This window comes from Pseudomonas sp. PA-1-3F, from assembly GCF_021609665.1.
Lineage (GTDB): Bacteria > Pseudomonadota > Gammaproteobacteria > Pseudomonadales > Pseudomonadaceae > Aquipseudomonas > Aquipseudomonas paracarnis.
Genome location: NZ_WJZD01000017.1, coordinates 80,534 through 106,507, shown reverse-complemented (window position 1 = coordinate 106,507; position 25,974 = coordinate 80,534). Strand labels below are relative to the sequence as shown.

The following is a 25,974-nucleotide window of genomic DNA, read 5'->3' as shown; positions in this document are numbered from 1 at the left end:
AACTGCGCTTGGCAATCATCCTTTTTGGCGGCTCCGCTGGACGGTCATCCGTCAGCCGTCCTACAGAGCAGAAGCGGCGCTGCCTACAGAGCTTCGAGGATATGATTAAATAGCGGTGAAACAGATGACCGACCAGCCGCAAAGCGGACCCGCAGGCTTGACAAGACACACTCTGAAACGTATGTTTCAAACAAGTGTTTGTCAGGCGGAGTAGCCATGGCCCAGTCGGAAACCGTTGAACGCATTCTCGATGCTGCCGAGCAATTGTTCGCGGAAAAAGGATTTGCTGAAACTTCATTGCGTCTGATCACCAGCAAGGCTGGGGTCAACCTGGCCGCCGTGAATTACCACTTCGGCTCGAAAAAGGCCCTGATCCAGGCGGTGTTCTCACGCTTTCTGGGCCCGTTCTGCGCAAGCCTCGACCGTGAGCTGGAACGCCGCCAGGCCAAGGCCGATCACAAGCCCAGCCTGGAAGAGCTGCTGGAAATCCTCGTGGAGCAAGCGTTGGTCGTGCAGCCCCGCAGCGGCAACGATTTATCGATCTTCATGCGCCTGCTTGGCCTGGCGTTCAGCCAGAGCCAGGGCCACTTGCGCCGTTATCTGGAAGACATGTACGGCAAGGTGTTCCGCCGCTATATGCTGCTGGTCAACGAAGCGGCGCCGCGTATTCCGCCTATCGAACTGTTCTGGCGTGTGCATTTCATGCTCGGTGCCGCAGCTTTCAGCATGTCGGGTATCAAGGCGTTGCGGGCAATTGCCGAGACCGATTTCGGTGTGAACACGTCCATCGAGCAAGTCATGCGCCTGATGGTGCCGTTCCTTGCCGCTGGCATGCGCGCCGAAACCGGCGTCACCGACCCGGCCATGGCCACCGCCCAGTTGCGCCCGCGCAGCAAAACCGTACCGGTCGCCGCCAAGGTTTGATCGCTGCGGGTGGGCGCGGTCGCTTGCATCCGCTAAGCTAGCCGCCATGCCGATTTCAGCTATTTATTCGCAACCCGTGGTCCTTGCCCTGCCTGGCAGGGACCACGGGTTGTGTGCGTTATTTAAGGAAGGTTTATGACTGCTGCCCTGCAAGGTTCTTTGATGGTCGACGTCGCCGGTACCTGGCTCACGGCCGAGGATCGTCATCTGTTGCGCCAACCGGAAGTGGGCGGCCTGATCATTTTTGCGCGCAATATCGAGCACCCGCGTCAGGTTCGCGAATTGAGCGCAGCCATTCGCGCAGTGCGCCCGGACCTGCTGCTGGCTGTGGACCAGGAAGGCGGCCGCGTACAGCGTCTGCGCCAAGGCTTCGTGCGCCTGCCGGCCATGCGTGCGCTGGCGGATAACCCCAACGCTGAATACCTGGCTGAGCAGTGCGGCTGGATCATGGCCACCGAGGTGCTGGCGGTGGGCCTGGACCTGAGTTTTGCCCCCGTGCTGGACCTCGACTACCAACGCAGCGCCGTGGTCGGTACCCGTGCTTTCGAAGGCGACCCCGAGCGCGCTGCCGTGCTCGCGGGTGCATTTATCCGTGGCATGAACAGCGCCGGCATGGCCGCCACCGGCAAGCACTTCCCTGGCCATGGTTGGGCCGAGGCCGATTCCCACGTCGCCATTCCCAATGACGAGCGCAGCCTGGAACAGATTCGCGCCAACGACCTAGTGCCTTTCGCACGCCTGAGCAAGCAATTGGCCGCCGTGATGCCGGCGCACGTCATCTACCCGCAGTTCGATGCCCAGCCTGCTGGTTTTTCGCGTCGCTGGTTGCAGGACATCCTGCGCGGTGAGTTGCAGTTCGACGGGGTGATCTTCAGCGATGACCTGTCCATGGCCGGGGCCCATGTGGTCGGCGATGCGGCCAGTCGTATCGAAGCGGCGCTGACCGCCGGTTGTGACATGGGCTTGGTGTGCAATGACCGTGCGGCGGCCGAGCTGGCGCTGAGTGCGGCGCAGCGGATGAAGGTCACGCCATCGGCGCGGATTGCGCGTATGCGTGGGCAGGCGGTTGCGTCGACTGATTACAAACAGGATCCGCGTTGGCTGACAGCGCTTACTGCGTTGCGTGATGCGCAGTTGATCGACTGAAAACCGAAGCGCGGCCATCGCAAGCAAGCCAGCTCCCACATTTTGATTTGTGAATACATTCAGGTGTGGGAGCTGGCTTGCTCGCGAAGGCGGCCTAACAGTCAGCGCTTCTCTTGCTTGTTGGGCAACGGCGCAAACAACGCTTCAATCTCGTCATTGCCCAACTGCCAATCCCCCGTGGTTCGCCCATCCAGCACGCCCGCAGCCAGATCGGACTTCTCCTTCTGCAAATGCTGGATTTTCTCCTCCACTGTGCCCCGGGCAATCATCTTGTACACGAACACCGGCTTTTCCTGCCCGATGCGGTACGCACGGTCGGTGGCCTGGTTTTCCGTGGCCGGGTTCCACCAGGGGTCATAGTGGATAACTGTGTCGGCTTCGGTCAGGTTCAAGCCGACGCCGCCGGCCTTCAGGCTGATTAAAAAGATCTGCAACTTACCGCTCTGGAAATCCTTCACCGGTGTACGTCGATCCCGGGTCTGGCCGGTCAGCAGGGCGTAGGCAATGCCGCGCTTTTTCAGTTCGGCCTCGATCAGGCTCAGCATCGAGGTGAACTGTGAGAACAGCAGGATCCGACGGCCTTCGGAAAACAGCTCGTCGAGCATGTCCAGCAGGCTGTCGAGCTTGCCCGAGCTGCTGCCACGGGCGGGCAGGGTGGCGTCGTTGACAAGGCGCAGGTCGCAGCACACCTGGCGCAGTTTGAGCAGGGCTTCGAGGATGATGATCTGGCTGCGAGCCACGCCCTTGCGGGTAATCTCGTCGCGGACCTTTTTATCCATGGCCAGGCGCATGGTTTCGTACACGTCGCGCTGGGCCTCGTTGAGGTCGACCCAGTGGATGATTTCGGTCTTGGGTGGCAGTTCGGTTGCCACTTGTTCCTTGGTGCGGCGTAGCAGGAAGGGTTTGATCCGACCGTTGAGGTGCTGCAATCGCACCTCGCTGGCACGTTTTTCAATCGGCACGCGGTAATCACGGTTGAAGCTCTTCACGTCGCCCAGCCAACCCGGCAGCAGGAAGTGAAACAGCGACCACAGTTCGCCCAAGTGATTTTCCAAAGGCGTGCCGCTCAGGCACAGGCGCTGGCGGGCATTCAGCTCGCGTGCGGCCTGGGCTGCCTTGCTGGACGGATTCTTGATGTACTGCGCTTCATCCAGGATCAAGACGTGCAAGGGCAGGGCGGCGAGCTGTTCAATGTCCTTGGGCAGCAGGGCGTAGGTGGTCAGCAGCAGGTCGTAGTCATTCAGGTTGGCGAAATGTTTCTTACGTCCTGCGCCATAAAGTGCCTGCACTCTCAGCTGCGGGGTGAAGTGCGCCGCCTCATCGAGCCAATTGGGAATCAGGCTGGTAGGCATCACGACCATGCAGGGCCGATCAAGGCGCCCTGCGTTTTTTTCGGTAAGGATGTGCGCCAGGGTCTGCAAGGTTTTGCCCAGGCCCATGTCATCCGCGAGTATCCCACCCACCTCCAGTTGGCGCAGCGACTGCATCCAGCTCAGACCTTCCAGCTGGTAGGGGCGCAAGGTCGCATTCAGGCCTTCGGGCGCCACGCAGGTGAAATCCTTGATATCGCGCAGACGCTGGGCGAAGTTGCGGATCTTCTCGCCGCCTTCCCATTGCAGAGGCAGGTCTTCCAGCGGGTTGAGGCGTATGGCGTCGGCCTTGGCCAAGCGCAGAGCGGTGGTGCCGGCTTCCTGCAGGTAGAACTCGCCGAGGGTCGCCAGTACCGGCTTCAAGCGGCCGTAGGGCAGCGCCACTTGCAGCGGGCCGTGGCCGTTGGGCAGGCCGGGGATGTTCACCAGGATCAGCTCTTCATCGCGGCGCCGCGCGAGTTTCTCCGGGTTGAGGATCTCGGTATGAGAGCGCATCAGGTTCAGCAGGATCGGCAGCAGGCTCAAGCGTTCGCCGTTGACGATAATGCCCAGCTCCAGGTCGAACCAATCGCGTTCCGGCCCTTCATCGACCGTGGCATACCAGTCATCGACGGGGCTGAGGTCAAAGCCGAAGTCTTCATCGATCTGCAGCTCCCAGCCCTCGGCACGCAAAGTGGGCGACACATTGAGGGTGAAGTTCAGCCAGGCACTGTCATTGACCATCTCGAACAGCTCGCCGGCGCTTTCCGGCAGGGCCTTGCTCTGGCGCGTGGCGATCTTGAAGCCAAGCAGGCGCAGGTGTTCGCGATAGGCCTGCTCTTGCTCGGGTTGGCGCTTGATCCGCAGGCTCTGCGTCTCCTGGCGCACAATGATGTCGGCATTTTTTTGCCCGCTGACATAGTTGCCCAGGTAGTTGAACGACAGCGCCGCACGGTGCTGGATATAGCGCTGCATCTTGCCGTTGCGCGGCTCGAACGCGCTGAATTCCACGCTGGCCAGCCACAGGCGTGGCACCGGCTGCATGTCGTCCATCACCACCTGCGGCAGGACCACGCGGTTATCGAGCACGGCCTGGAGTTTTTCCAGCAGTTGCGCATCCTGGGCCGCTGCCGGGTAGGCCAGGGTTTCCTGAACCTTGAGCAGCACCGCCGCGATGTGTTTGCAGTTGGTGTGCACCGGGCACGTGCAGCGGCTGTCCACCAGGATCAGCAGGCCCTTGGCCGATTCGCGCAGTGAGATGGTCTGGCGGTAAACATTACCGCCCGAGCCTTCGCAACTGGCGGTGATGGTGCTGTCGCCGCACTCGACGATGCGCACGCGGTTCTCCAGGGCGTAGCGTCGCCCGCGCTCGAGGCTTTGCTCTTTGAAGCGATTGGCCCACGAAGGGGCCAGGGGTTTGGTCAACGACGACGTCAGGGGCATGGCGCGCAATCAGTCCTGAAGGTCGGGCGGTGGTGCGCTGGGTGGCTTGGCGGTCAGCGAGGTGACCTTGATCAGCAGCGCCAGGTGGCCGCCGTCCAGGTAGTTGAGCTGGTTGTTCTTGGTGCGCACGTCTTTCTGGCTCAAGTGTTCGCTGGCGATCACGCTGCCGTTGTCGTCGAACTGGTTGATCCAGAAATCCGCGTCGATATCGGTAAAGCGCCCCAGTTGCAGGCTCAACACCCCTTCGATAGGGAACTGGCCGAACTGCTCCTGACCGTCGGTGATCGCCACCTTCACCGCTTGCTCGCCCAGGTTCTGTTCCCAGGCCTTGTGGGCGAGCACCGTGTAGTTGGTGTCGGCGCGCAGCTTGTCGACGATATTGCCCAGGCGCGGCGGGCTCATCCGCTCACCCAGGCGCGGCGCTCCGGCATCCCAGTTTTCCGGCGCGGCGCGGCTACTGATCACCGGTTCTGCATTCTGGCGCACCAGGATCATTTCCACCTGATACAGGCTGTCGGCAAAGGCCGAAGGTGCGAGTACCACCAACAACAGGCTCAAAATGCGGAACACGCGCATGGGGGCGTCCTTAAACGGATTTCGGAATGAGGCGTTCAAACAGCGCCTCCAAGGTGTTGAAGCGTTCTTCGGCACGTTCCATCGGCACCATGAACTTGAACAGCGTAGCCCCTTCGAACTTGTAGCGGTTGGGCTGGCCCTGGATCAGCTTGATCAGCACCAACGGGTCGACCGGTGTCTGCGCTTCGAATTCGATACGCCCGCCTTGCGGCCCTGCGTCGACTTTCTTGATGCCCAACTGCTCGGCCTGCAACTTGAGCAGGGTCAGGCGCACCAGGTTCTTGGTCGGTTCAGGCAGCAGGCCGAAACGGTCGATCATCTCTACCTGCAAGTCCTTGAGGCCTTCTTCGTCGGCCGCCGAGGCAATGCGCTTGTACAGGATCAACCGTGCATGCACATCCGGCAGGTAGTCTTCGGGAATCAACGCCGGCAAGCGCAGGTTGATCTCCGGGCCGCCGCCCAAGGGTTGGTCGAGGTTAGGTTGTTCGCCTTTGCGGATGGCTTTTACCGCGCGTTCGAGCATCTCCATATACAGCGTGAAACCCACCGCCTGGATCTGCCCGCTCTGGCCGTCGCCGAGCAATTCACCGGCACCCCGGATTTCCAGGTCATTGGTGGCCAATACAAAGCCGGCACCGAGGTCCTGGGTATTGGCGATCGCTTCCAGGCGTTTTTCCGCATCGGAAGTGATCTGCTGGCGCGGCGGTGTGAGCAGGTAGGCATAGGCCTGGTGGTGACTGCGCCCGACGCGACCGCGCAATTGGTGCAGCTGCGCCAGGCCGAACTTGTCGGCACGCTCGATGATGATGGTGTTGGCGCTCGGCACGTCGATGCCGGTCTCGATGATGGTCGAGGCGATCAGCACGTTGAAGCGCTTGTGGTAGAAGTCGCTCATCACCTGTTCGAGTTCGCGCTCGCGCATCTGCCCGTGGCCGATGGCGATACGGGCCTCAGGTACCAGTTCGGCGAGGTCGGCGGCGCATTTCTCGATGGTTTTCACATCGTTGTGCAGGTAATACACCTGGCCGCCGCGCAGCAGTTCGCGCAGCAGGGCTTCCTTGACCGTGCTCTTGTTCTGCTCCATCACGAAGGTGCGCACCGACAGGCGACGCGCCGGTGGCGTGGCGATGATCGACAGGTCGCGCATGCCCGACACCGCCATGTTCAGCGTGCGCGGAATTGGCGTGGCGGTGAGGGTGAGGATATCGACTTCACTGCGCAGGGCCTTGAGCTGTTCTTTCTGGCGCACACCAAAGCGGTGTTCTTCGTCGATGATCACCAGGCCCAGGTTCTTGATCTTCACATCGTCCGACAGCAGCTTGTGAGTACCGATGACGATGTCGATCTTGCCCTCGGCCAGGTCGGCGACGGCGGCATTCACTTCCTTGGCGGACTTGAAGCGGCTCATTACTTCCACGGTCACCGGCCAGTCGGCAAAGCGGTCGCGGAAGCTGTTGTAGTGCTGCTGGGCAAGCAGGGTGGTTGGCACCAGGATCGCCACCTGGCGACCGCCGTGCACCGCAATAAAGGCTGCACGCATGGCCACTTCGGTCTTGCCGAAGCCCACGTCGCCGCACACCAGGCGATCCATCGGCTTGGGCGCGAGCATGTCGGCGCGCACCGCTTCGATGGTGGTTTGCTGGTCCGGGGTTTCTTCGAAGGCGAAGCCGGCGCTGAAAGTGGCGTAGTCGGCTTTCGGGTCGGCGAAGGCATAACCTTCGCGGGCAGCACGGCGGGCATAGATGTCGAGCAGTTCGGCGGCCACGTCGCGCACCTGTTCGGCGGCCTTGCGCTTGGCTTTCTGCCAGGTCTCGGAGCCCAGGCGGTGCAACGGCGCCAAGGCGTCGTCGCTGCCGGTGTAGCGGGCGATCAGGTGCAGGTTGGCCACCGGCACGTAGAGCTTGGCGCCCTCGGCGTATTCCATGGTGAGGAATTCGGCGGCCTGGTTGTCGATCTCCAGGGTCTGCAAGCCCAGGTAGCGGCCTACACCGTGGTCGATATGCACCACCGGCGCGCCTTCGCGCAGCTCGGTGAGGTTCTTGATCACCGCGTCGTTGTTGGCATCGGCGCGTTTTTCCCGGCGCCTGCGCTGCATCACGCGCTGGCCGAACAGCGGGCTTTCGGCGATCAAGGCCAGCGCCGGGTCATCCAGCTGCAGCCCTTCGTCCAGCGGCGCGATGGTGATTGCCAGGCGCTCTTTGCTGGCGACAAAATCCGGCCAGCTGTCGACGGTTTTCGGCCGCAGCTTCAGGCGTTCCAACAGCTCCAGCAGCACTTCGCGACGCCCGGCGGATTCGGCGGTAAACAGCACGCGGCCCGGGAAGTCGCCGAGGAAGTTCGACAGCGCCTCCAGCGGTTGCGTGGCTTTGGCCTGGATCGCCAAATCGGGCAACGCGCTCGCCGGGAAACGCTCGCGGCCACTGCCGGCGTCCACGTCCTGCTGGCTGGCTACTACACGCGGCCAGTTTTTCAGGCGCGCGAAGCAGTCTTCAACTGGCAGGAACAGTTCAGCGGGCGGCAATAAAGGCCGGGATGGATCGACGCGACGTTCTTCGTAGCGGTTGCGCACATCGTTCCAGAAGTTTTCCGCCGCCTGTTCGATACCCGGCAGCGAGAACACCTGGGTGTCCTGCGGCAGGTAGTCGAAGAGGGTGGAGGTTTCGTCGAAGAACAACGGCAGGTAGTACTCGATACCGGCAGGTGTAATCCCGCTGCTCAAGTCCTGGAAGATCGGGCAGCGACGGAAGTCCACATCGAAGCGCTCACGAAAGCGCGCCTTGAAGCGTGTTACCGCGTCTTTTTGCAACGGGAATTCCCGCGCCGGCAGCAGCTTGATCGAGTCGACCTTGTCGATGGAACGCTGGTTCTCCGGGTCGAAGGTGCGCAGCGTCTCGATCTCGTCATCGAACAGGTCGATGCGGTACGGCAACTTGCTGCCCATCGGGAACAGGTCGATCAAGGCGCCGCGCACCGCGAACTCACCGTGCTCGTACACCGTGTCGACGCAGCGGTAGCCGCTGGCTTCCAGGCGCGTGCGCATCTGCTCGACGTCGAGCTTCTGGCCCACGTCCAGCACCAGGCTGCTGCCGAGCAGGAACTTGGTCGGTGCCAGGCGGTGCAGGGCGGTGGTGATCGGCACCACCAGCACGCCGTGGGCCAGTTCGGGCAAGCGGTACAGGCTGGCGATGCGCTGGGAGATGATGTCCTGGTGCGGCGAGAACAGGTCGTAGGGCAGGGTTTCCCAGTCGGGAAAATGCAGCACCGGCAAATCCGGGGCGAAGAAGCTCAGCTCCTGCTCCAACCGTTCGGCACTTTGGCTGTCGGCGGTGAGCAGCAGGGTAAAGCGCTTGGCTGCGCTGGCAGCCTCGGCAATGGCCAGGCTCAGGGCGGCACCGGGCAGGTTGCCCCAGTGCTGTTTACCTGCCGCGGCAGGGAGTAGCGGTAGACGCAGAACGGGCACGGAAGGTTGAGCTCCAAGCGTTGCGACAAAGTCAGTAATTGTAACGGCCCCAGGTGCCGCCTGTCAGTTGCTGACTGTGCCTATTACGGTTTGCAGGAAATGTAGTGGCTAAGACAAACAATGGCGGGTTTTGACTCAATATGTAGTGCCAAAAAGCGCGAATGTTTAGGAGAGTTACGGACAAGTCGGCCTACTCGCCAAACTAGTGGCCTTCTGGAACCCGCGTGTTTCCTGGGCTGTAGCGCGGTGGTATTTTTTTGCAAGGGCTTTTTGTTGCCCTTCGCGCATTGCTCAACGCTCAGTCGGGCGACATAATGTAGCCCCTTTTTTCTGCCCCTACATGTGGAAGGTTCCCGTGACTCAGAAGCCCGACCAGTGTCTTGGTGAATGGATCGACCGTGAAGCACTCGCTGAAGCGATGATTCCGCTTATCGGTCAGCTGTACCGCAATAACAATGTGGTGAGCTCGATCTATGGCCGCAGCCTGATCAACCAGTCTGTCATCGCGATTCTCAAAGCCCATCGCTTTGCGCGCCATCGCTCCGCCGACGACAGCGAACTCTCCGTCCACGAAACATTCCCACTGCTCAAAGCCATGAGCGAGCTCAAGCTCGGCGCGGCTTCGGTAGACCTGGGCAAGTTGGCCTACAAATTCCGTAAAGAAGGTGCCGGCCGCACTGCCGAGCAGTTCGTACGTGAAGAAATGGCCGATGTGGTTGGCCAGCAAAACGCTGCCGCCCGCAAAGGCACCGATGTGGTGTTGTACGGCTTTGGCCGTATCGGCCGCCTGCTGGCGCGCATCCTGATCGAGAAAACCGGTGGCGGCGACGGCCTGCGCCTGCGTGCCATCGTGGTGCGCAAAGGCGCCGAAAACGACCTGACCAAGCGCGCCAGCCTGCTGCGTCGCGACTCGGTACACGGCTCGTTCAATGGCACCATCACCATTGACGAAGAAAACAACACCATCACCGCCAACGGTAACCTGATCCAGGTGATCTACGCGAAGAACCCGACCGAGGTGGATTACACCCAGTACGGCATCCAGAACGCCCTGCTGGTGGACAACACCGGCGTATGGCGTGATGCCGAGGGCCTGGGCCAGCACCTGGCTTGCCCGGGTGTCGACCGCGTTGTGCTGACCGCGCCTGGCAAGGGCAAGCTCAAGAACATCGTGCACGGCATCAACCACGCTGAAATCACCGCTGACGACAAGATCGTGTCCGCCGCTTCCTGCACCACCAACGCCATCGTGCCGGTGCTCAAGGCTGTGAATGACAAGTTCGGCATCGTTAACGGCCACGTTGAAACCGTTCACTCGTACACCAACGACCAGAACCTGATCGACAACTTCCACAAAGGCGATCGCCGTGGCCGTAGCGCCGCGTTGAACATGGTGATCACCGAGACCGGTGCTGCCACTGCCGCTGCCAAGGCTCTGCCTGAGCTGGCCGGCAAGCTGACCGGTAACGCGATCCGCGTACCGACGCCGAACGTGTCGATGGCCATTCTCAACCTCAACCTTGAGAAAGCCGCCACCCGCGAAGAGATGAACGAGTACCTGCGCTACATGGCGCTGCACTCCGACCTGCATAAGCAGATCGACTTCGTCAATTCCCAGGAAGTGGTCTCCACCGACTTCGTTGGCTCGCGCCACGCTGGTGTGGTGGACGCCGAAGCGACCATCACCCAGGACAACCGTGTTGTGCTGTACGTGTGGTATGACAACGAGTTCGGCTACAGCTGCCAGGTGGTTCGCGTGATGGAAGACATGGCTGGGGTCAACCCGCCTGCGTTTCCGCGCTAAGCCTTTGCGCTGAATGAAAAAGCCCCGACTGGTTCGGGGCTTTTTTATGCCTGTGGGTTTTGTGGTGTCTGGGAGGGCCTTATCGCAGGCAAGCCAGCTCGCACAGTTGAAATGCCTTTACCTGTGGGAGCGGGCTTGCCCGCGATGACGATGGAAAGGTCAACACCTCCATCACTTGAGTAGCGTGTTGCGCAAACTGTCCGACAGCCCTTTGGGCGCCAGCCAGATACCCAGGTAGGCCTTCGCTAACTCAGCATCTGGGCTGCTGAACACAACCTGCCCATTAATTTCCAGATTCAACCCGCGCCCCGGACGAAAATCCAGGGCATAGCGATCACCGCTGCGAATATCCCGAAAGCGCGCGTGCAGCTTGGCTATCTCTGGGTTCAACCCGGCATTGGCCTGCTGGCGTTCCAGGGTGACGCTGGCTGCCTTGATCACATCATTGCGGTCGATGTCGCGAAAGTAATACAGCGCCAGACGCACAGCCTTCTGCTGGTTCCAGGCCTGCTTTGCCGGCAGGTCAGCGGCTGCATACAGCGCGGCGGCATACACATCCGCCCAGAGATAGTTGAACACCGCCTGGTTTTTCAGGGCCAGCCCCTCGACCTGTGCGGGGAAGCTTGCCTGCTTGAGCCGCTGTGCATCGTTGGCGTACGCCGTGAGCGACACCATCAGCATCAAACAGAAAAATAGTTGTCGCATAATGGCTCATCCTGAATTCGGCGCTGATGTGCGTCCTGTAGTATGGCAACACTGGCCTACGACGCGACCAAGGGTTAATGTTCGCGGCGCTCGGCCTTCTATAGACTGTGCCCCGGTTCACACACTTGAGCCAAATTGTCCTTCATGCTCGCTGGCCGCGGCATGATTTAGCCCGGCGTCCAACCGTACGCCTGGCCTGTTCTGAGGAGTACGCATGGCTGTCTACAACTACGACGTGGTGGTACTGGGTTCCGGCCCAGCTGGAGAAGGTGCGGCGATGAACGCTGCCAAAGCAGGGCGCAAGGTGGCGATGGTTGATAGCCGTCGCCAGGTCGGCGGTAACTGCACCCACCTGGGTACCATCCCGTCCAAGGCGTTGCGTCACTCGGTACGGCAGATCATGCAGTTCAATACCAACCCGATGTTCCGGGCCATTGGTGAGCCGCGCTGGTTCTCGTTCCCGGACGTACTGAAAAGCGCTGAAAAAGTCATCTCCAAGCAAGTCGCCTCGCGTACCGGCTACTACGCCCGTAACCGTGTCGACCTGTTCTTCGGCACCGGCAGTTTTGCCGATGAGCAAACCGTCGAAGTGGTCTGCGCCAATGGCGTGGTCGAGAAACTGGTGGCCAAGCACATCATCATCGCCACCGGTTCGCGCCCGTATCGCCCGGCGGACATCGATTTCCACCACCCGCGTATCTACGATAGCGATACCATCCTGAGCCTGGGCCATACCCCGCGCAAACTGATCATCTACGGCGCCGGCGTGATCGGCTGTGAATACGCCTCGATCTTCAGTGGCCTGGGTGTACTGGTCGAGCTAGTGGACAACCGCGACCAGTTGCTCAGCTTCCTCGACTCGGAAATCTCCCAGGCGTTGAGCTACCACTTCAGCAACAACAACATCACCGTGCGCCACAACGAAGAGTACGAGCGGGTCGAAGGCCTGGACAACGGGGTGATCCTGCACCTCAAGTCCGGCAAGAAGATCAAGGCCGACGCTTTGCTGTGGTGCAACGGCCGTACCGGCAACACCGACAAGCTGGGCATGGAAAACATCGGGGTCAAGGTCAACAGCCGTGGCCAGATCGAAGTGGATGAGAACTACCGCACCTGCGTGCCGAACATCTACGGCGCCGGTGACGTGATCGGCTGGCCAAGCCTGGCCAGTGCCGCCCATGACCAGGGCCGCTCGGCCGCTGGCAGCATTGTCGACAATGGCAGCTGGCGCTACGTGAACGACGTGCCGACCGGGATCTACACGATTCCCGAGATCAGCTCGATCGGCAAGAACGAGCACGAACTGACCAAGGCCAAGGTGCCTTACGAAGTGGGCAAGGCGTTCTTCAAGAGCATGGCGCGTGCGCAGATCGCTGGTGAGCCGCAAGGCATGCTGAAAATCCTGTTCCACCGCGAAACCCTGGAAGTACTCGGCGTGCATTGCTTCGGCTACCAGGCCTCGGAGATCGTGCACATCGGCCAGGCGATCATGAACCAGCCAGGTGAGCAAAATACCCTCAAGTATTTCGTCAACACCACCTTCAACTACCCGACCATGGCCGAAGCCTATCGGGTAGCGGCCTACGACGGCCTCAACCGGCTTTTTTGAGCGGCTCCGGCCGGTGGCCTGAGCCGGCCGGGGAGACCGATTTCAGTAATTCCCGAGGGTGGCAGTGGCCAAACCGGGAAAGTCTGTAATCAGGCTATCTACGCCGAAGTCGGCGAGCCTGCGCATAAGCGCAGGTTCGTTGACCGTCCACACGGATACATGCAAACCCTGGCGCTGGGCTTTTTGCAGGCGCTCGGGGGTGCACAGCGTCCAGTTCAATGCCAAATACTCACAGCCGTAGTTCTGCGCGACCTTCAGCGGGTCGAGCCAGGCATATTCGGCGACGAGCCCGCGTGACAGGTCCGGGGTGAGTTCTACGGCGGCCTTGAGCACTTCCCGCGAGCTTGACGTGACCGTGACCTTGTCCATCAAGCCAAAGCGCACAGCCATTTCGCGAATCGCCAGCACAGTGGTTGCGGCACGGGTGCGCGAAGCACTTTTGACTTCCAGTTGCCAGTGATCGAAGTCGCACTTTTCGAACAGCTCCTCCAGGCGTGGGATCGGGCACGGGCTGACCCAACCCGGGCCGCCTTTGCGTGCGTCCATCTTGACCAAATCAGCCGCCGAGTACTCGACGACCTTGCCGCGCCGGTCGGCGGTGCGCTTGAGGGTCGGGTCATGGATGACCATCAGCTCGCCGTCCATGGACAGGTGCAGGTCCAGCTCGCAACGACGGACGCCGTGCTTGAGACATTCCTGAAAACTGGTCAGGGTATTTTCCGGTGCTTCGCCTTTGGCACCGCGGTGGCCGTAAATCAGGGTCACAGTTGCTCCTTTGCGCCAGGATGGCTGGCGTCGTGAATACGCATTCAGAGGTCTTCGCTTTGTTCTCGCGCCAGGCGGCGTTCCTGGGCCTGTTTCTGCAGGATATAGCGCGCCAGCAGTTGGCGTTGGGCATCGGTCATGGACTCGAACTCCGTGCCCACATCAAAGCCGTCGCCCTTGGGGTCGCAATGGGTCACCCGCGCGCGCAGCAACAGGCCGAGCGCCTGGGGCATCAGCACAAGCTTGACCGCCAGGTGAGTGTCGGCGGCCAGCGGTGTCGGGTGCTGGAAGTCGATGCCGCCCTCGGAGAGGATCACCGGTTGCGGCGCACCCACCTCGTTCAGCAAACCGCGAGCCATGACCTGGCTGAGCAGATCCAGGCGTTTGTTCTGCACTTTGAGGAAGGCCGCCAGGCTGCGGTCTTTCTCGCTGATCTGGCGCAGCAGGTGCTGGGCTTCGAATTCGCTCAAGTGCAGCTCGCTGAGCAGATTGAACAGCGGTGAATCATCCAGCAACACTTCCTTGCTCGCCGCGTCGGGGCCCGACAGGGGTTTGATTTGAAGTGCGATCATGTCGTCGATACGGTAGTATTCGCGGCGCTCTTCTTCATCTAATGTCGACATGGCGAACCCCAGGTAACGGTAATGGTCTGAGTGTAAAGCTGCTGGCCAGACCCCGCCACCGGGACGTCTTCTTTTCCTCCGAACAAGCCCCGACATGTTCAGACCTCTCTTCGTATTTATCGGCACGCGTTATACCCGTGCAAAGCGTCGCAATCATTTTGTGTCGTTCATTTCCTTGACCTCGATGATCGGTCTCGCCCTGGGCGTGGTCGTGATGATCGTGGTGCTGTCGGTGATGAATGGCTTCGATCATGAGATGCGCACCCGCGTGCTGGGCATGGTGCCCCACGCGACCATCGAGGGCGATGCGCCCATCAACGACTGGCAAAGCCTGGCCGCCAAGGTCCAGCAGAACCCCAAGGTGGTGGCGGTAGCGCCGTTTACCCAGATGCAGGGGTTGCTGACCAATGACGGCAAAGTGCAGAAGATCCTGCTCAACGGCATCGACCCGGCCCAGGAGCGCAACGTCTCGATCATCGACAAGTTCATGCTGCAAGGTAAGCTCGACGAGCTGTCGCCGGGCAGCTTTGGCATCGTCATCGGTGACAAGGCCGCGGCCAAGCTGGGCGTAGAGGTTGGCGACAAGCTGACCTTCGTCGCCCCGGAAGTCACCGTGACCCCGGCCGGCATGTTCCCGCGCATGAAGCGCTTTACCGTGGTGGGCACCTTCCACGTCGGCGCTGGCGAGATCGACGGTTACATCGGCCTGACCAATCTCACCGACCTGGCCCGCCTGCATCGCTGGCAGCCCGACCAGGTGCAGGGCCTGCGCCTGAAATTCAACGACCTGTTCGATGCGCCGCGCGGCGCCTGGGAAATTGCCCAGCACCTGGGTGAAACCGAGTACTACGCTCGCGACTGGACCCGCACCCACGGCAACCTGTATCAGGCCATCCGCATGGAAAAAGCCATGATCGGCCTGTTGTTGTTGCTGATCGTCGCCGTGGCGGCCTTCAACATCATCTCCACGCTGGTGATGGTGGTGAACGACAAGAAGGGCGACATCGCCATCCTGCGTACGTTGGGCGCCACGCCGGGGCAGATCATGGCGATCTTCATGGTGCAGGGCACCGTGATCGGCGTGGTCGGCACCTTGATCGGCACGGCGGTGGGCATTCTGGCCGCGCTGAACGTCAGCGCCGCCATCGCCCTGCTTGAAAAGGTGATCGGCCACAAGTTTCTCAACGCCGACGTCTACTTCATCGATTACTTGCCGTCCCAGGTGCAACCCCAGGACGTGCTGATGGTGGGCGGCGCTGCGTTGGTCCTGAGCTTCCTTGCCACCCTGTATCCAGCCTGGCGCGCGGCACGTACCCAGCCAGCACAGGCATTACGTTATGAGTGAATCGGGCATGAGTGAAAAAGCAATCCTGAGCTGCCGCAACCTGGGTAAATCCTACGAGGAAGGCCCGGAGTCGGTGGTGGTGCTGTCCAACCTGCAGCTTGAACTGCATCCTGGCGAGCGTGTGGCGATCGTCGGCAGTTCCGGTTCCGGCAAGAGTACCTTGCTCAACCTGCTGGGCGGCCTCGATACGCCGTCCCAGGGCAGCGTATGGCTGGCCGGTGAAGAACTGTCGGCGTTGAATGAAAAGGCCCGCGGCCAACTGCGCAATCGCTCGTTGGGCTTTGTGTACCAGTTCCACCACTTGCTGCCGGAATTCACCGCCCTGGAAAACGTGTGCATGCCGCTGTTGATCGGCAAGACCGCGATTCCTGAAGCGCGTCAGCGTGCCACGGCCTTGCTCGAGCGCGTCGGCCTCGGCCACCGCCTGGAGCACAAGCCAGCGGAGTTGTCTGGTGGTGAGCGCCAGCGCGTGGCGATTGCTCGTGCCCTGGTGAACAACCCGGGCCTGGTGATGCTCGACGAGCCGACCGGCAACCTCGACTCCCACACCGCTCAGGGCATCAAGGACTTGATGCTGGAGCTGAGCACCCAGATGCGCACCGCGTTCCTGGTGGTGACCCATGACATGAGCATGGCCCGGCAGATGGACCGCGTACTGCATTTGCAGGAAGGTCATCTGGTCGCTATCTGACCTGTTGCAAGCCCGGTTTTTTGAGGTCGGGCTTTTTTATTTTTCCAACGGTGCCCGCGAATGTTCAGACCGTTATCGATTTTTATCGGCACGCGCTATACCCGCGCCAAGCGCCGCAACCGTTTTGTCTCGTTTATCTCGATGACCTCGATGATCGGCCTCGCCCTGGGCGTACTGGCGATGATCGTAGTGCTTTCGGTGATGAACGGCTTTCAGCGTGAAATGAGCTCACGCATCCTCGGCATGGTGCCCCACGCCACCATCGTCGGCGTAAAGCCGATTGATGATTGGCAGCCGGTGGCCGCGGCCGCGATGAAGAATCCGCAAGTCACCGCCGCTGTGCCCTTCACCCAGATGGATGGCATGTTTTCCTATAAGGGCGCGATGCAGCCCATCGAGATCAGCGGCGTCGACCCGGCTCAGGAAGGCAAGGTGTCGATCGTGGCCCAGCACATCGTGCGCGGCAAACTCGACGACCTCAAACCCGGCGAGTTCGGGGTGGTGGTCGGTGATATCACTGCACGGCGTTTTCGCCTGAACGTGGGCGACAAACTGACCCTGATCGTGCCGGAACTCAGCAGCGCCCCGGGCGGTATCACCCCGCGCATGCAGCGCCTGAATGTGGTGGGCATCTTCAAGGTCGGCGCCGAACTGGATGGCTCCATGGCCCTGATCCACATGGCCGACGCCGCTGAAATCCAGCATTGGCAGCCCAACCAGGTGCAAAGTGTGCGCCTGGCGGTGAAGGACCTGTATGCAGCGCCCAAAGTCTCGGCAGATATCGCCGCCAGCCTGGGCGCGGCTTACAAGCCGGATGACTGGACCCACACCCAGGGCAGCCTGTTCAGCGCGATGAAAATGGAAAAGACCATGATCGGCCTGCTGTTGCTGATGATCGTCGCCGTGGCCGCGTTCAACATCATCGCCACCTTGATCATGGTGGTGAACGACAAGGGCGCGGACATCGCTATCCTGCGTACCATCGGCGCTACACCTCGGCAGATCATGGCGATCTTCATGGTGCAGGGCACCGTGATTGGCGTGGTCGGCACCTTGATCGGCGGCGTGCTGGGGGTGATTGCGGCGCTGAACGTGAGTGAGCTGGTGGGCTGGCTGGAGCGGGTGAGCGGGCAGCATATCTTCAGTTCGGATGTGTATTTTGTCAGCAACCTGCCTTCGGAGCTGCAAGGTGGGGATGTGCTGCTGATTTGCTCGGCGGGGTTTGTGTTGAGCTTCTTGGCGACGATTTACCCGGCGTATCGGGCGGCGAAGATTGAGCCGGCGCACGCCCTCAGGTATTCGTAACCTGCTCGTTCCCACGCTCTGCGTGGGAACGCCTCACCGGACGCTCCGCGTCCGCTGTTGGGACGCAGAGCGTCCCGGAATGCATTCCCACGCAGAGCGTGGGAATGATCAGCAGTCGCCCTTGGGCAGCTCAATCACAAACCTTGTCCAGCCCGCCTGCGACTCACAATAAATCCTCCCGCCATGCGCCCGTACAATCGACTGGGTAATCGCCAACCCCAGCCCCGCATGTTCACTGCTGCCTGCGCGCCTCGACGGGTCGGCTCGGTAGAACCGGTCAAACAGCCTCGGCAATAACGGCGCAGGAATGCCTTCCCCGCTGTTCTCAACCGTCAGTGTCACGCCACTCTCGATCCGCACCCGCACTTCACCGCCCGGTGGGGTAAACCGCAGCGCGTTATCCAGCAGATTCGACAAGGCCCGACGCAACATACCGCGATCGCCCATCGTCTGGGCGGTGCCTTCGCGCACCAGCGTCACCTGTGCGTCCTCCGCCAGCAGGGTAAAGAACTCCAACAGTGCGTCGACCTCATCGCCCAAATCCAGAGCTTCTCGGCTGGGCATCAGCAAGCCGTGGTCAGCTTTGGCCAGGTACAGCATGTCGTTGACCAGTTGCGCCATCCATTGCAGCTCTTCCAGGTTGCTGTGCAGCGCCTCGCGGTAATCCTCCAGCGGGCGTGGCTGGGTGAGGATGACTTGGGTCTGGGTCAGCAAGTTGGACAGCGGTGTGCGCAGTTCGTGGGCAATATCTGCGCTGAAGGCGGACAGGCGCTGGAACGCATCATCGAGGCGGGCCAGCATGGCGTTGACGGCCTGGGCCAGTTCCGCGAGCTCCACCGGCATTTGTTCTTGGGGTAAGCGTTGCGTGAGGGAGTGGGCGGAGACACTGGCGGCCACTTCGCCCATGCGCCGCAGCGGTCGCAAGCCACTGCGCGCAGCCCAGGCGCCGAGCAGGGCAGTGGCCAGGGCCGAGAGGCCGACGGTCAGCCAGATCAAGCGTTGCATGCGTTGCAGAAAGTGCTGGTGGTGGGTGATGTCGAGGATCAGTGTCAGCTGTGGCGAATCGAGTTGGCTGGGCGTCAAGGGTGCGATGAATACGCGGTAGTCGGTGCCTGCGTATTGCAGGCTGTGCAGGCCGGGCGCTTGGGGCAAGGGAAGGTGCGGCGCGCCGTCCAGCCAACGTTGACCCGCCCCGGTGATGCGCAAGGCGAGGTCGGGCTGGTGATCGAGTTCTGCGCGCAGTTGAGGGGTTCGCCGGGCGAGGTCTTCCGGTGAGGCGACACCCTGCAAGGTGCTGCGCAGGGCTACCAGTTTGCTTTCGAGCTGTTGCTGGTCCAGCTCCATGAAGTGCGCCTCGCTGGCCCGGTTGAACAACACCCCGGCGATCAACGAGACCACCGCCGTGCAGGCGGCAAACAGCAGCGCCAGGCGGCTGGTCAGGGACAGGCGCTTGATCACGTGAACCGTTCCTCCAACACGTAACCCATGCCGCGCACGGTGTGGATCAGCTTATTGGGGAAATTGTCGTCGACTTTCAGGCGCAGGCGGCGAATGGCGACTTCGATGATGTTGGTGTCGCTGTCGAAATTCATGTCCCACACCTGGGAGGCGATCAGCGTCTTGGGCAGCACTTCGCCCTGGCGGCGTAGCAGCAGCTCCAGCAGGGCGAACTCCTTGGCGGTGAGGTCGATGCGCTGGCCGCTGCGCTCGACGCGGCGGCGGATCAAGTCCAGGCTCAGGTCGGCCAGTTGCAGCGTGGTCTCCTGCGGCGTGCTGCTGCCACGGCGCAACAAGGTGCGCACCCGCGCCAGCAGTTCGGAAAAGGCGAAGGGCTTGACCAGGTAATCGTCGGCGCCCAGCTCCAGACCATGTACTCGGTCTTCTACGGCATCGCGAGCGGTGAGGAACAGCACCGGGATGTCCAGGCCGGCACTGCGCACCGCCTGCAGGATTTGCCAGCCATCGCGGCCGGGCAGCATCACATCGAGGATCAATAAGTCATAGTCGCCCGTCAGCGCCAAGTGCTGGCCACTGGTGCCGTCGGCCACCAGTTCGGTGGTAAAGCCCGCTTCGGCCAGGCCCTGGCGCAGGTAATGACCGGTTTTGGGTTGGTCTTCGACGATCAGCAGTTTCATGTAGGGCTCTTGATAGGGGCTATGTAGGAGCGAGCTTGCTCGCGAAAAACGCCAACGGTAACGCGGGCTGTCAGGCTTGACGCGTTGTGCTTAAGCCCTTAGCGAGCAAGCTCGCTCCTACAAAAAACATTGGGCTTTATACCGTGCTCGTCAGGGGATGGGCGCAAGCTGACAAAGTTGTAATCTAGCAGTCAGCTGGCTGGCAGCGAGGCCATCTTAAAGTGTTGCCCAAGCTGGATACCTATTTTGGAGAGTGAAAGATGGCGTTGCGTACACCTCTGTTATTGGCAGGCTGCCTGCTGGCGTTGAGTTTCAATGCCCTGGCAGATGCGACTCACACCTACGCGTTCGGCCAGCCGGCCCCGGCGGATAAAGCCACGCGCACCGTTGAAGTCACGCTGCGGGACATTGCCTTTGAGCCCAAGTCCCTGGACGTAAAAGCCGGTGAAACCGTGCGCTTTGTGCTGGTCAACAAAGGCCAGTTGCTGCATGAGTTCAACCTGGGAGACGCGGCCATGCATGCCGCCCACCAGAAAGAGATGTTGCAGATGCAAGCCAGTGGCATGCTCACCGCCACCGGTATGGGCAAGATGGATCACAGCGCCATGGGCCACGGCGACATGGGCGGCATGAAGCACGACGATCCCAACAGTGTGTTGGTGGAGCCGGGCAAGACGGCCGAACTGACCTGGACGTTCAAGCAGGCCACAGGCCTTGAGTTCGCCTGCAACCTGCCCGGGCATTACCAGGCGGGCATGGTCGGTAAACTGACCGTTGAGTGAGGCGTTTGTTAAGGGGGCGAGCAAAGGCTGGTAGACTGGCGCGGTTTATTTAGCCAGGTTTCCGCCATGCATCCCGCAGCCGAACATTCGCCGCTGGGCAAGTCCAGTGAATACATCAGCACCTACACGCCTTCGTTGCTGTTTCCGATTCCACGCGCCGCCAAGTGGGCCGAGCTGGGCCTGAGCGCCGAGACCCTGCCGTACAAGGGCGTGGATTTCTGGAACTGCTTCGAACTGTCCTGGTTGTTGCCCTCGGGCAAGCCGGTGGTGGCCATCGGTGAGTTCAGCATTCCGGCCGACTCGCCGAACATCATCGAGTCCAAGTCGTTCAAGCTGTACCTCAACTCGCTGAACCAGACCGCGTTTGCCGATACGCAAAGCCTTGAAGCCACCTTGCGCACCGACCTCAGCTCTGCGGCCGGCAAGCCAGTGAGCGTGCGCATTCGCAGCCTGGCCGACATCGAGGCAGAAGGCGTGATGGCGTTGCCGGGCGTGTGCATTGACGGCCTGGATATCAACGTCAGCAGCTACGAACACCCGCGCCCGGAACTGCTGCGTTGCGATGATTCGCGCGTGGTGGAGGAGAGCGTGCACAGCCACCTGCTCAAATCCAATTGCCCGGTGACCAGCCAGCCTGACTGGGGCAGCGTGGTGGTGGAATACCGTGGTGCGGCGCTGGATCACGCCAGCCTGCTGGAATATATCGTCAGCTTTCGCCAGCACTCGGACTTTCATGAACAGTGTGTGGAGCGGATCTTCCTGGACTTGCAGCGCTTGCTCAAGCCGGAGAAATTGACCGTGTATGCACGGTATGTGCGTCGGGGTGGGTTGGATATCAATCCGTATCGCAGCACTGAGAACACCCAGTTCCTGAACGTGCGGCTGGCGCGTCAGTAAGCCTTCATACAAAAAACTGTGGGAGCTGGCTTGCCTGCGATTGCGATCTTTCAGTCATTCATCAAGTGACTGATACGCCGCTATCGCAGGCAAGCCAGCTCCCACATTTGGTTTTGTGTTTGGCTTGGGCTCGGGTTAGATGCCGATATTGCCAAGGGTCAGCACGATATTGCGCAACGTCCCGGCAATGCCTGGATGGTCCAGTTCAAAACCTTCCACTGCCCGGTTCACATCGTCAGCGATGCTGGGCGTCTGGGTGGCCGGTTCCATTTCCAACTGGACTTCGAACTTGGCGATCAACTCTTCCAATGCTTGACGTTTCTCGGCGGGCAACTCGGGATGGTTCTCCAGTTGCTCACGCACAATATCGGCCTGCTGTTGTAACTTCTCGCGATCAGGCATGACGTTCTTTCCTTTTATCGATAGGCACTGGCATAGACCACGGCGCACGGCGAAAGGTCTACGGGCTGACCTGTAGATTAATCCACTGGGGTCAACTGTGCATGATCTCGATCAGGGCTTCTCGCCCTTGAGCTGGCGCAGGCGGATGTCGGCCAGGCAGGTGCCGAGTTCGCCGAGATGGTCGATCACCGAGTGCACGCCCAGGCCATAGAGCGCCACCGTGGCCTTGCCGCGCTTGTGTTCGCGTTGCTGCTCGGTCAGTGCCTGCCATTGCCGGGGCGACAGGCCGCAGAGCGAACCGCAGGAGGCCAGGCCGATGGTCCACAAACCGGCATTCAGGCCCGATTGCAGCAGACGCGGCTCGCCGCTGACCAGTACGCAGCCTTCCAGACGTTCGATGTTCAACTCCATCAGCGCTTGCCAGCAGGCGTGGGGCGCAGGCCAGCGAATGGAGGAGGGCGAGGCGGCCTTGAGCCAGCCCGGCAGGCCGGCGCAGAGTGGCGTGGTCACGGCGGGAGGCAGTTCGTCCAGCCAGGCGCAGGGCACGCCTTGTTCTTTGAGACTGCGCAGGATTTTCAATGCGCCTGGCGTGGCCTCGGCGTCGGCGCAAGGTGAGTCGCTGCGCGCCAGGGAACCAAAATCCACCAGGCAGCCACTCAGGCCAAATAACACGGCGGTCAATGAGGGCGCGGCGGCGACGGCAATCTCGGCGTGTGGCATCTGAACGTCCCTGAAATAGCTGCCACGCTATCGGGGCGGCATGACAAGGGGATGACACTGTCGGTATTTGTAGGAATTTTGTGCATTTTCCCTAAGACGATTCTAGGTAGCTGCCTAAATCGACACTTCCGTCATATACTGACAGCCTTATTCAGGGCATAGCGCCCATGACAGACCATTCAAGGAGCAAAAGCTATGCGCTGGAGCCAGTACTTCGCTCAGCTATCGGTGTGTGCCACCATCCTGTTGGCACCGTTCGCTGCCCAGGCGGCCTCGGAAGATGACCCATGGGAAAGCGTCAACCGCCCCATCTTCACCTTCAACGATACCGTTGACACCTATGCCCTCAAGCCAATCGCCCAGGGCTATCAGTTCGTCACCCCACAATTTGTGCAGGACGGCGTTCACAACTTCTTCCGCAACATCGGTGATGTTGGCAACCTGGCCAACAACGTGCTGCAACTCAAGCCGCACAATGCAGGCGTCGACACCGCCCGCCTGTTGGTCAACACCACATTTGGCGTACTGGGCTTTATTGACGTCGGCACCAAAATGGGGCTGCAGCGCAGCGACGAAGACTTCGGCCAGACCCTCGGCTACTGGGGCGTGGGCAGTGGCCCGTACGTGATGATCCCGTTGCTGGGCCCAAGCACCTTGCGTGATGCGCCGTCCAAATACGTCGACAGCTACACCCAACCGTACCGCTACATGAACGATATCGGCTGGCGTAACAGCACCTTCGGCCTCAACGTCGTTGACGTGCGCGCCAGCCTGCTCGACAGCGAGAAGCTGATCAGCGGCGACAAGTACACCTTCATTCGTAACGCTTACCTGCAGAACCGCGAGTTCAAGGTCAAGGACGGCAAGGTCGTTGACGACTTTTAAGCTGTGACGTTTTGAAATGAAAAAGGCGACCTTTGTAAGGTCGCCTTTTTTGTGCGCGCTGATCGTTCCCCACGCTCCGCGTGGGAATGCATCCCGTGACGCTCCGCGTCACCTTTGCGCAGGGCGGGATGTTGCGTTAGCGCATTTTCAGAATCTTGAGGCCCAGATGCTGGTCATCGCCTACCGCCTTGGCCCACACCACCTGGGTATCCGCCTCAAGACCCCTGAGCGCGGCGTGCTCTGAATCAATGCGCACGGTCAGCAGGTCGCCCACAGTGAACTGGCGAGGTGCCTGCACCTGCATGCCGGAACTGGAGAGGTCCACGCAGGTGCCGGCAATCTCCTGCCCGGCATGGATCAAAGACACATCGGCATCTATTCGCATGCGGATGAAATCGCGTTTTTCGGCGTAGTCGCGCTCGTGTTCGCTCACAGCATCCATCCTTACTTTGCGTTGTGGTTGTGAGGGTTCTTATAACTCCGGGTGATTTGCGGTGTAAAGACGCCCGGCGACCATCGGCATGAGCTTGAAACCCCTCACGGATGGGAGTACCGTCTGCGCCTTAGAAGGGCACCTCTGCTTTACCGTTGTGCATGGGCCAAATCCCATTGCTTTGTAGGACAGAGAGGCTAGAAAGCGAATCCAGTACGTGAGCCCGGCCATTGCCGAGCCGCCTACGCCAACCTAATTCTGGCGCCGTTTGCCCACATGCAAAAAACCAGTGCCACGCTGCTGATTATCGATGACGACGAAGTAGTGCGCGCGAGCCTCGCGGCCTACTTGGAAGACAGTGGCTTCAGCGTCCTGCAGGCCAGTAATGGCCAACAGGGTCTCCAGGTATTCGAGCGCGACAAGCCCGACCTTGTGATCTGCGACCTGCGCATGCCCCAGATGGGCGGCCTGGAGCTGATTCGCCAGGTGACCGACCTTGCCCCGCAAACGCCGGTGATTGTCGTGTCCGGTGCCGGTGTCATGAACGATGCCGTTGAAGCCTTGCGCCTGGGCGCCGCCGATTACCTGATCAAGCCCCTGGAAGACCTGGCCGTGCTGGAGCACTCGGTGCGCCGCGCTCTGGACCGTGCACGCCTGCTCGTGGAAAACCAGCGCTACCGCGAAAAGCTCGAGACCGCCAACCGCGAGCTCGAAGCCAGCTTGAACCTGCTGCAGGAAGACCAGAACGCCGGGCGCCAGGTGCAGATGAACATGCTGCCGGTGAGCCCCTGGACGATTGACGAGTTCAAGTTTGCCCACCAGATCATCCCGTCGTTGTACCTGTCGGGTGATTTTGTCGACTATTTCCGTGTCGATGAGCGCCGTGTGGCGTTCTACCTGGCCGACGTTTCCGGCCACGGCGCGTCTTCCGCGTTTGTTACCGTGTTGTTGAAGTTCATGACCACACGGCTGTTGTTCGAGTCCAAGCGCAACGGCACCTTGCCGGAGTTCACCCCCTCCGAGGTGCTGGGCCACATCAACCGGGGCCTGATCAGCTGCAAGCTGGGCAAGCACGTGACGATGGTCGGCGGCGTGATCGACGAAGAAACCGGTCTTTTGACCTACAGCATTGGCGGTCACCTGCCGATGCCTGTTTTGTACACTCCTGACAGTGTGCGCTACCTGGAAGGGCGTGGCCTGCCCGTAGGCTTGTTTAACGAAGCCACCTACGAAGACCACATCCTGGAACTGCCGCCGACCTTCAGCCTGACGCTGATGTCTGACGGTATTCTGGACCTTCTTCCAGAGCCTACACTCAAAGAGAAAGAAGCCGCCTTGCCCCAAAAGGTCAAGTCGGCGGGCGGCAGCCTGGATGGCCTGCGGCAGGTTTTTGGATTGGCCACGCTAGGGGAGATGCCGGATGATATCGCCCTATTGGTGTTGAGCAGGAATCTTTGATGAGTACCGGAAGAATCCAATTCGCCGAGCAAGACGGGACCTTCGTCCTGAAGTTTGTCGGTGAAGTGCGCCTGACCTTGTGTTCGGCCCTGGATGCGACGATCGAGCGGATCTTCACTGCGCTGAACTTCTCGGCGATCGTGATCGACCTGACCGAAACGCGCAGCATCGATAGCACCACCCTGGGCCTGTTGGCCAAATTGTCCATTCTGTCGCGGCAGAAGGTCGGCCTGTTGCCGACCGTGGTCACCACCCACGAAGACATCACCCGTCTGTTGCAATCCATGGGCTTTGACCAGGTGTTCAACATCGTTGACCGCCCCATTCCGTGCCCGGAATGCCTCACCGACCTGCCGTCCCAGGACCAGTCCGAGGAAGTGGTGCGGGTCAAGGTGCTGGAAGCGCACAAGATCCTGATGGGCTTGAATGAGTCCAATCGCGAAGCCTTCCACGACCTCGTCAACGCCCTCGAGCGGCACTGACGGCCTCCCTGCCCAAACATACACACACAGTCCAA

General features: G+C 60.9%; 23 protein-coding genes. 12 read left to right on the top strand and 11 right to left on the bottom strand.

Annotation, left to right across the window (positions count from 1 at the left end; translation table 11 throughout):
- The first annotated feature begins 216 nt into the window (after nucleotides 1-216).
- Nucleotides 217-924, top strand: coding sequence for a TetR/AcrR family transcriptional regulator (locus GIV26_RS14415; protein WP_034126647.1), 708 nt, complete (start codon nucleotides 217-219; stop codon nucleotides 922-924).
- Nucleotides 925-1,059: 135 nt separating this feature from the next.
- Entirely contained in the window at nucleotides 1,060-2,070 is a 1,011-nt protein-coding gene (gene nagZ / locus GIV26_RS14410) for a beta-N-acetylhexosaminidase (protein WP_236281209.1), read from the top strand.
- Between the two features lie 101 nt (nucleotides 2,071-2,171).
- On the opposite strand, the gene GIV26_RS14405 is transcribed toward nagZ, so the two are convergent.
- Genes GIV26_RS14405 through mfd form a run of 3 tightly spaced genes read right to left on the bottom strand, consistent with a single transcriptional unit; the run spans nucleotide 2,172 to nucleotide 8,898 of the window.
- Complete coding sequence (locus tag GIV26_RS14405; protein WP_236281206.1) at nucleotides 2,172-4,862, bottom strand: DEAD/DEAH box helicase; 2,691 nt, start codon at nucleotides 4,860-4,862, stop codon at nucleotides 2,172-2,174.
- A 9-nt stretch (nucleotides 4,863-4,871) separates the two neighbouring features.
- Complete coding sequence (locus GIV26_RS14400; RefSeq protein ID WP_236281204.1) at nucleotides 4,872-5,438, bottom strand: CsiV family protein; 567 nt, start codon at nucleotides 5,436-5,438, stop codon at nucleotides 4,872-4,874.
- Between the two features lie 10 nt (nucleotides 5,439-5,448).
- The gene (gene mfd / locus GIV26_RS14395) at nucleotides 5,449-8,898 is read right to left on the bottom strand and encodes a transcription-repair coupling factor (RefSeq protein ID WP_057975694.1); all 3,450 of its coding nucleotides are present in this window, start codon (nucleotides 8,896-8,898) and stop codon (nucleotides 5,449-5,451) included.
- Between the two features lie 340 nt (nucleotides 8,899-9,238).
- Between mfd and GIV26_RS14390 the strand changes: the two genes are divergently transcribed.
- Nucleotides 9,239-10,702: a glyceraldehyde-3-phosphate dehydrogenase gene (locus GIV26_RS14390; RefSeq protein ID WP_032873405.1), complete on the top strand. Its 1,464-nt coding sequence runs from the start codon at nucleotides 9,239-9,241 to the stop codon at nucleotides 10,700-10,702.
- Nucleotides 10,703-10,873: 171 nt separating this feature from the next.
- Here the strand turns inward: GIV26_RS14390 and GIV26_RS14385 are convergent, their stop codons facing one another.
- A complete protein-coding gene (locus GIV26_RS14385; RefSeq protein ID WP_236281201.1) occupies nucleotides 10,874-11,407 on the bottom strand; it encodes a chalcone isomerase family protein in 534 nt (177 codons plus the stop codon).
- Between the two features lie 214 nt (nucleotides 11,408-11,621).
- Between GIV26_RS14385 and sthA the strand changes: the two genes are divergently transcribed.
- Nucleotides 11,622-13,016: a Si-specific NAD(P)(+) transhydrogenase gene (gene sthA, locus GIV26_RS14380; protein WP_003189670.1), complete on the top strand. Its 1,395-nt coding sequence runs from the start codon at nucleotides 11,622-11,624 to the stop codon at nucleotides 13,014-13,016.
- A 42-nt stretch (nucleotides 13,017-13,058) separates the two neighbouring features.
- Here sthA and GIV26_RS14375 read toward each other — a convergent pair whose 3' ends face one another.
- On the bottom strand, nucleotides 13,059-13,781 hold the full coding sequence (locus tag GIV26_RS14375) for a glycerophosphodiester phosphodiesterase (RefSeq protein WP_057704685.1): 723 nt from the start codon (nucleotides 13,779-13,781) through the stop codon (nucleotides 13,059-13,061).
- Nucleotides 13,782-13,825: 44 nt separating this feature from the next.
- Entirely contained in the window at nucleotides 13,826-14,404 is a 579-nt protein-coding gene (locus GIV26_RS14370) for a PilZ domain-containing protein (protein ID WP_054899069.1), read from the bottom strand.
- A gap of 94 nt (nucleotides 14,405-14,498) precedes the next feature.
- Here GIV26_RS14370 and GIV26_RS14365 point away from each other — a divergent pair, with 94 nt between their 5' ends.
- From GIV26_RS14365 to GIV26_RS14355, 3 genes are read left to right on the top strand one after another with little or no spacing between them, the layout of a single operon-like run.
- Nucleotides 14,499-15,749 (top strand): lipoprotein-releasing ABC transporter permease subunit, encoded by a 1,251-nt coding sequence (locus GIV26_RS14365; RefSeq protein ID WP_072446773.1) that lies wholly within the window; start codon nucleotides 14,499-14,501, stop codon nucleotides 15,747-15,749.
- A gap of 7 nt (nucleotides 15,750-15,756) precedes the next feature.
- On the top strand, nucleotides 15,757-16,440 hold the full coding sequence (lolD, locus tag GIV26_RS14360; protein WP_019818240.1) for a lipoprotein-releasing ABC transporter ATP-binding protein LolD: 684 nt from the start codon (nucleotides 15,757-15,759) through the stop codon (nucleotides 16,438-16,440).
- Nucleotides 16,441-16,500: 60 nt separating this feature from the next.
- Nucleotides 16,501-17,745, top strand: coding sequence for a lipoprotein-releasing ABC transporter permease subunit (locus GIV26_RS14355; RefSeq protein ID WP_014717521.1), 1,245 nt, complete (start codon nucleotides 16,501-16,503; stop codon nucleotides 17,743-17,745).
- Nucleotides 17,746-17,853: 108 nt separating this feature from the next.
- On the opposite strand, the gene GIV26_RS14350 is transcribed toward GIV26_RS14355, so the two are convergent.
- Nucleotides 17,854-19,203: a heavy metal sensor histidine kinase gene (locus tag GIV26_RS14350; protein WP_019818239.1), complete on the bottom strand. Its 1,350-nt coding sequence runs from the start codon at nucleotides 19,201-19,203 to the stop codon at nucleotides 17,854-17,856.
- Nucleotides 19,200-19,880: a heavy metal response regulator transcription factor gene (locus GIV26_RS14345; RefSeq protein ID WP_020302902.1), complete on the bottom strand. Its 681-nt coding sequence runs from the start codon at nucleotides 19,878-19,880 to the stop codon at nucleotides 19,200-19,202. The genes GIV26_RS14350 and GIV26_RS14345 overlap by 4 nt, the downstream gene beginning before the upstream one ends.
- Nucleotides 19,881-20,140: 260 nt before the next feature.
- Here GIV26_RS14345 and copI point away from each other — a divergent pair, with 260 nt between their 5' ends.
- Complete coding sequence (gene copI / locus GIV26_RS14340) at nucleotides 20,141-20,662, top strand: copper-resistant cuproprotein CopI (protein ID WP_057975697.1); 522 nt, start codon at nucleotides 20,141-20,143, stop codon at nucleotides 20,660-20,662.
- Between the two features lie 66 nt (nucleotides 20,663-20,728).
- Entirely contained in the window at nucleotides 20,729-21,559 is an 831-nt protein-coding gene (gene queF, locus GIV26_RS14335) for an NADPH-dependent 7-cyano-7-deazaguanine reductase QueF (protein WP_034126657.1), read from the top strand.
- Nucleotides 21,560-21,694: 135 nt separating this feature from the next.
- Here the strand turns inward: queF and GIV26_RS14330 are convergent, their stop codons facing one another.
- Nucleotides 21,695-21,961 carry a DUF4404 family protein gene (locus tag GIV26_RS14330; RefSeq protein WP_014717525.1) on the bottom strand — a complete coding sequence of 89 codons (267 nt, stop codon included), beginning with the start codon at nucleotides 21,959-21,961 and terminating at the stop codon, nucleotides 21,695-21,697.
- A 111-nt stretch (nucleotides 21,962-22,072) separates the two neighbouring features.
- On the bottom strand, nucleotides 22,073-22,681 hold the full coding sequence (locus tag GIV26_RS14325; protein ID WP_236281199.1) for an HAD family phosphatase: 609 nt from the start codon (nucleotides 22,679-22,681) through the stop codon (nucleotides 22,073-22,075).
- A gap of 195 nt (nucleotides 22,682-22,876) precedes the next feature.
- On the opposite strand from GIV26_RS14325, the gene GIV26_RS14320 reads away from it, so the two are divergent.
- A complete protein-coding gene (locus GIV26_RS14320; protein ID WP_003189688.1) occupies nucleotides 22,877-23,566 on the top strand; it encodes an MlaA family lipoprotein in 690 nt (229 codons plus the stop codon).
- Nucleotides 23,567-23,702: 136 nt separating this feature from the next.
- Here the strand turns inward: GIV26_RS14320 and GIV26_RS14315 are convergent, their stop codons facing one another.
- Entirely contained in the window at nucleotides 23,703-23,999 is a 297-nt protein-coding gene (locus GIV26_RS14315) for a PilZ domain-containing protein (RefSeq protein ID WP_072446768.1), read from the bottom strand.
- 276 nt (nucleotides 24,000-24,275) lie between these two features.
- Here GIV26_RS14315 and rssB point away from each other — a divergent pair, with 276 nt between their 5' ends.
- Both rssB and rssC read left to right on the top strand, forming a co-directional pair.
- A complete protein-coding gene (gene rssB, locus GIV26_RS14310) occupies nucleotides 24,276-25,457 on the top strand; it encodes a two-component system response regulator RssB (protein WP_057975702.1) in 1,182 nt (393 codons plus the stop codon).
- On the top strand, nucleotides 25,457-25,939 hold the full coding sequence (gene rssC / locus GIV26_RS14305; RefSeq protein WP_003172602.1) for an anti-sigma factor antagonist RssC: 483 nt from the start codon (nucleotides 25,457-25,459) through the stop codon (nucleotides 25,937-25,939). The genes rssB and rssC overlap by 1 nt, the downstream gene beginning before the upstream one ends.
- Nucleotides 25,940-25,974 lie beyond the last annotated feature (35 nt).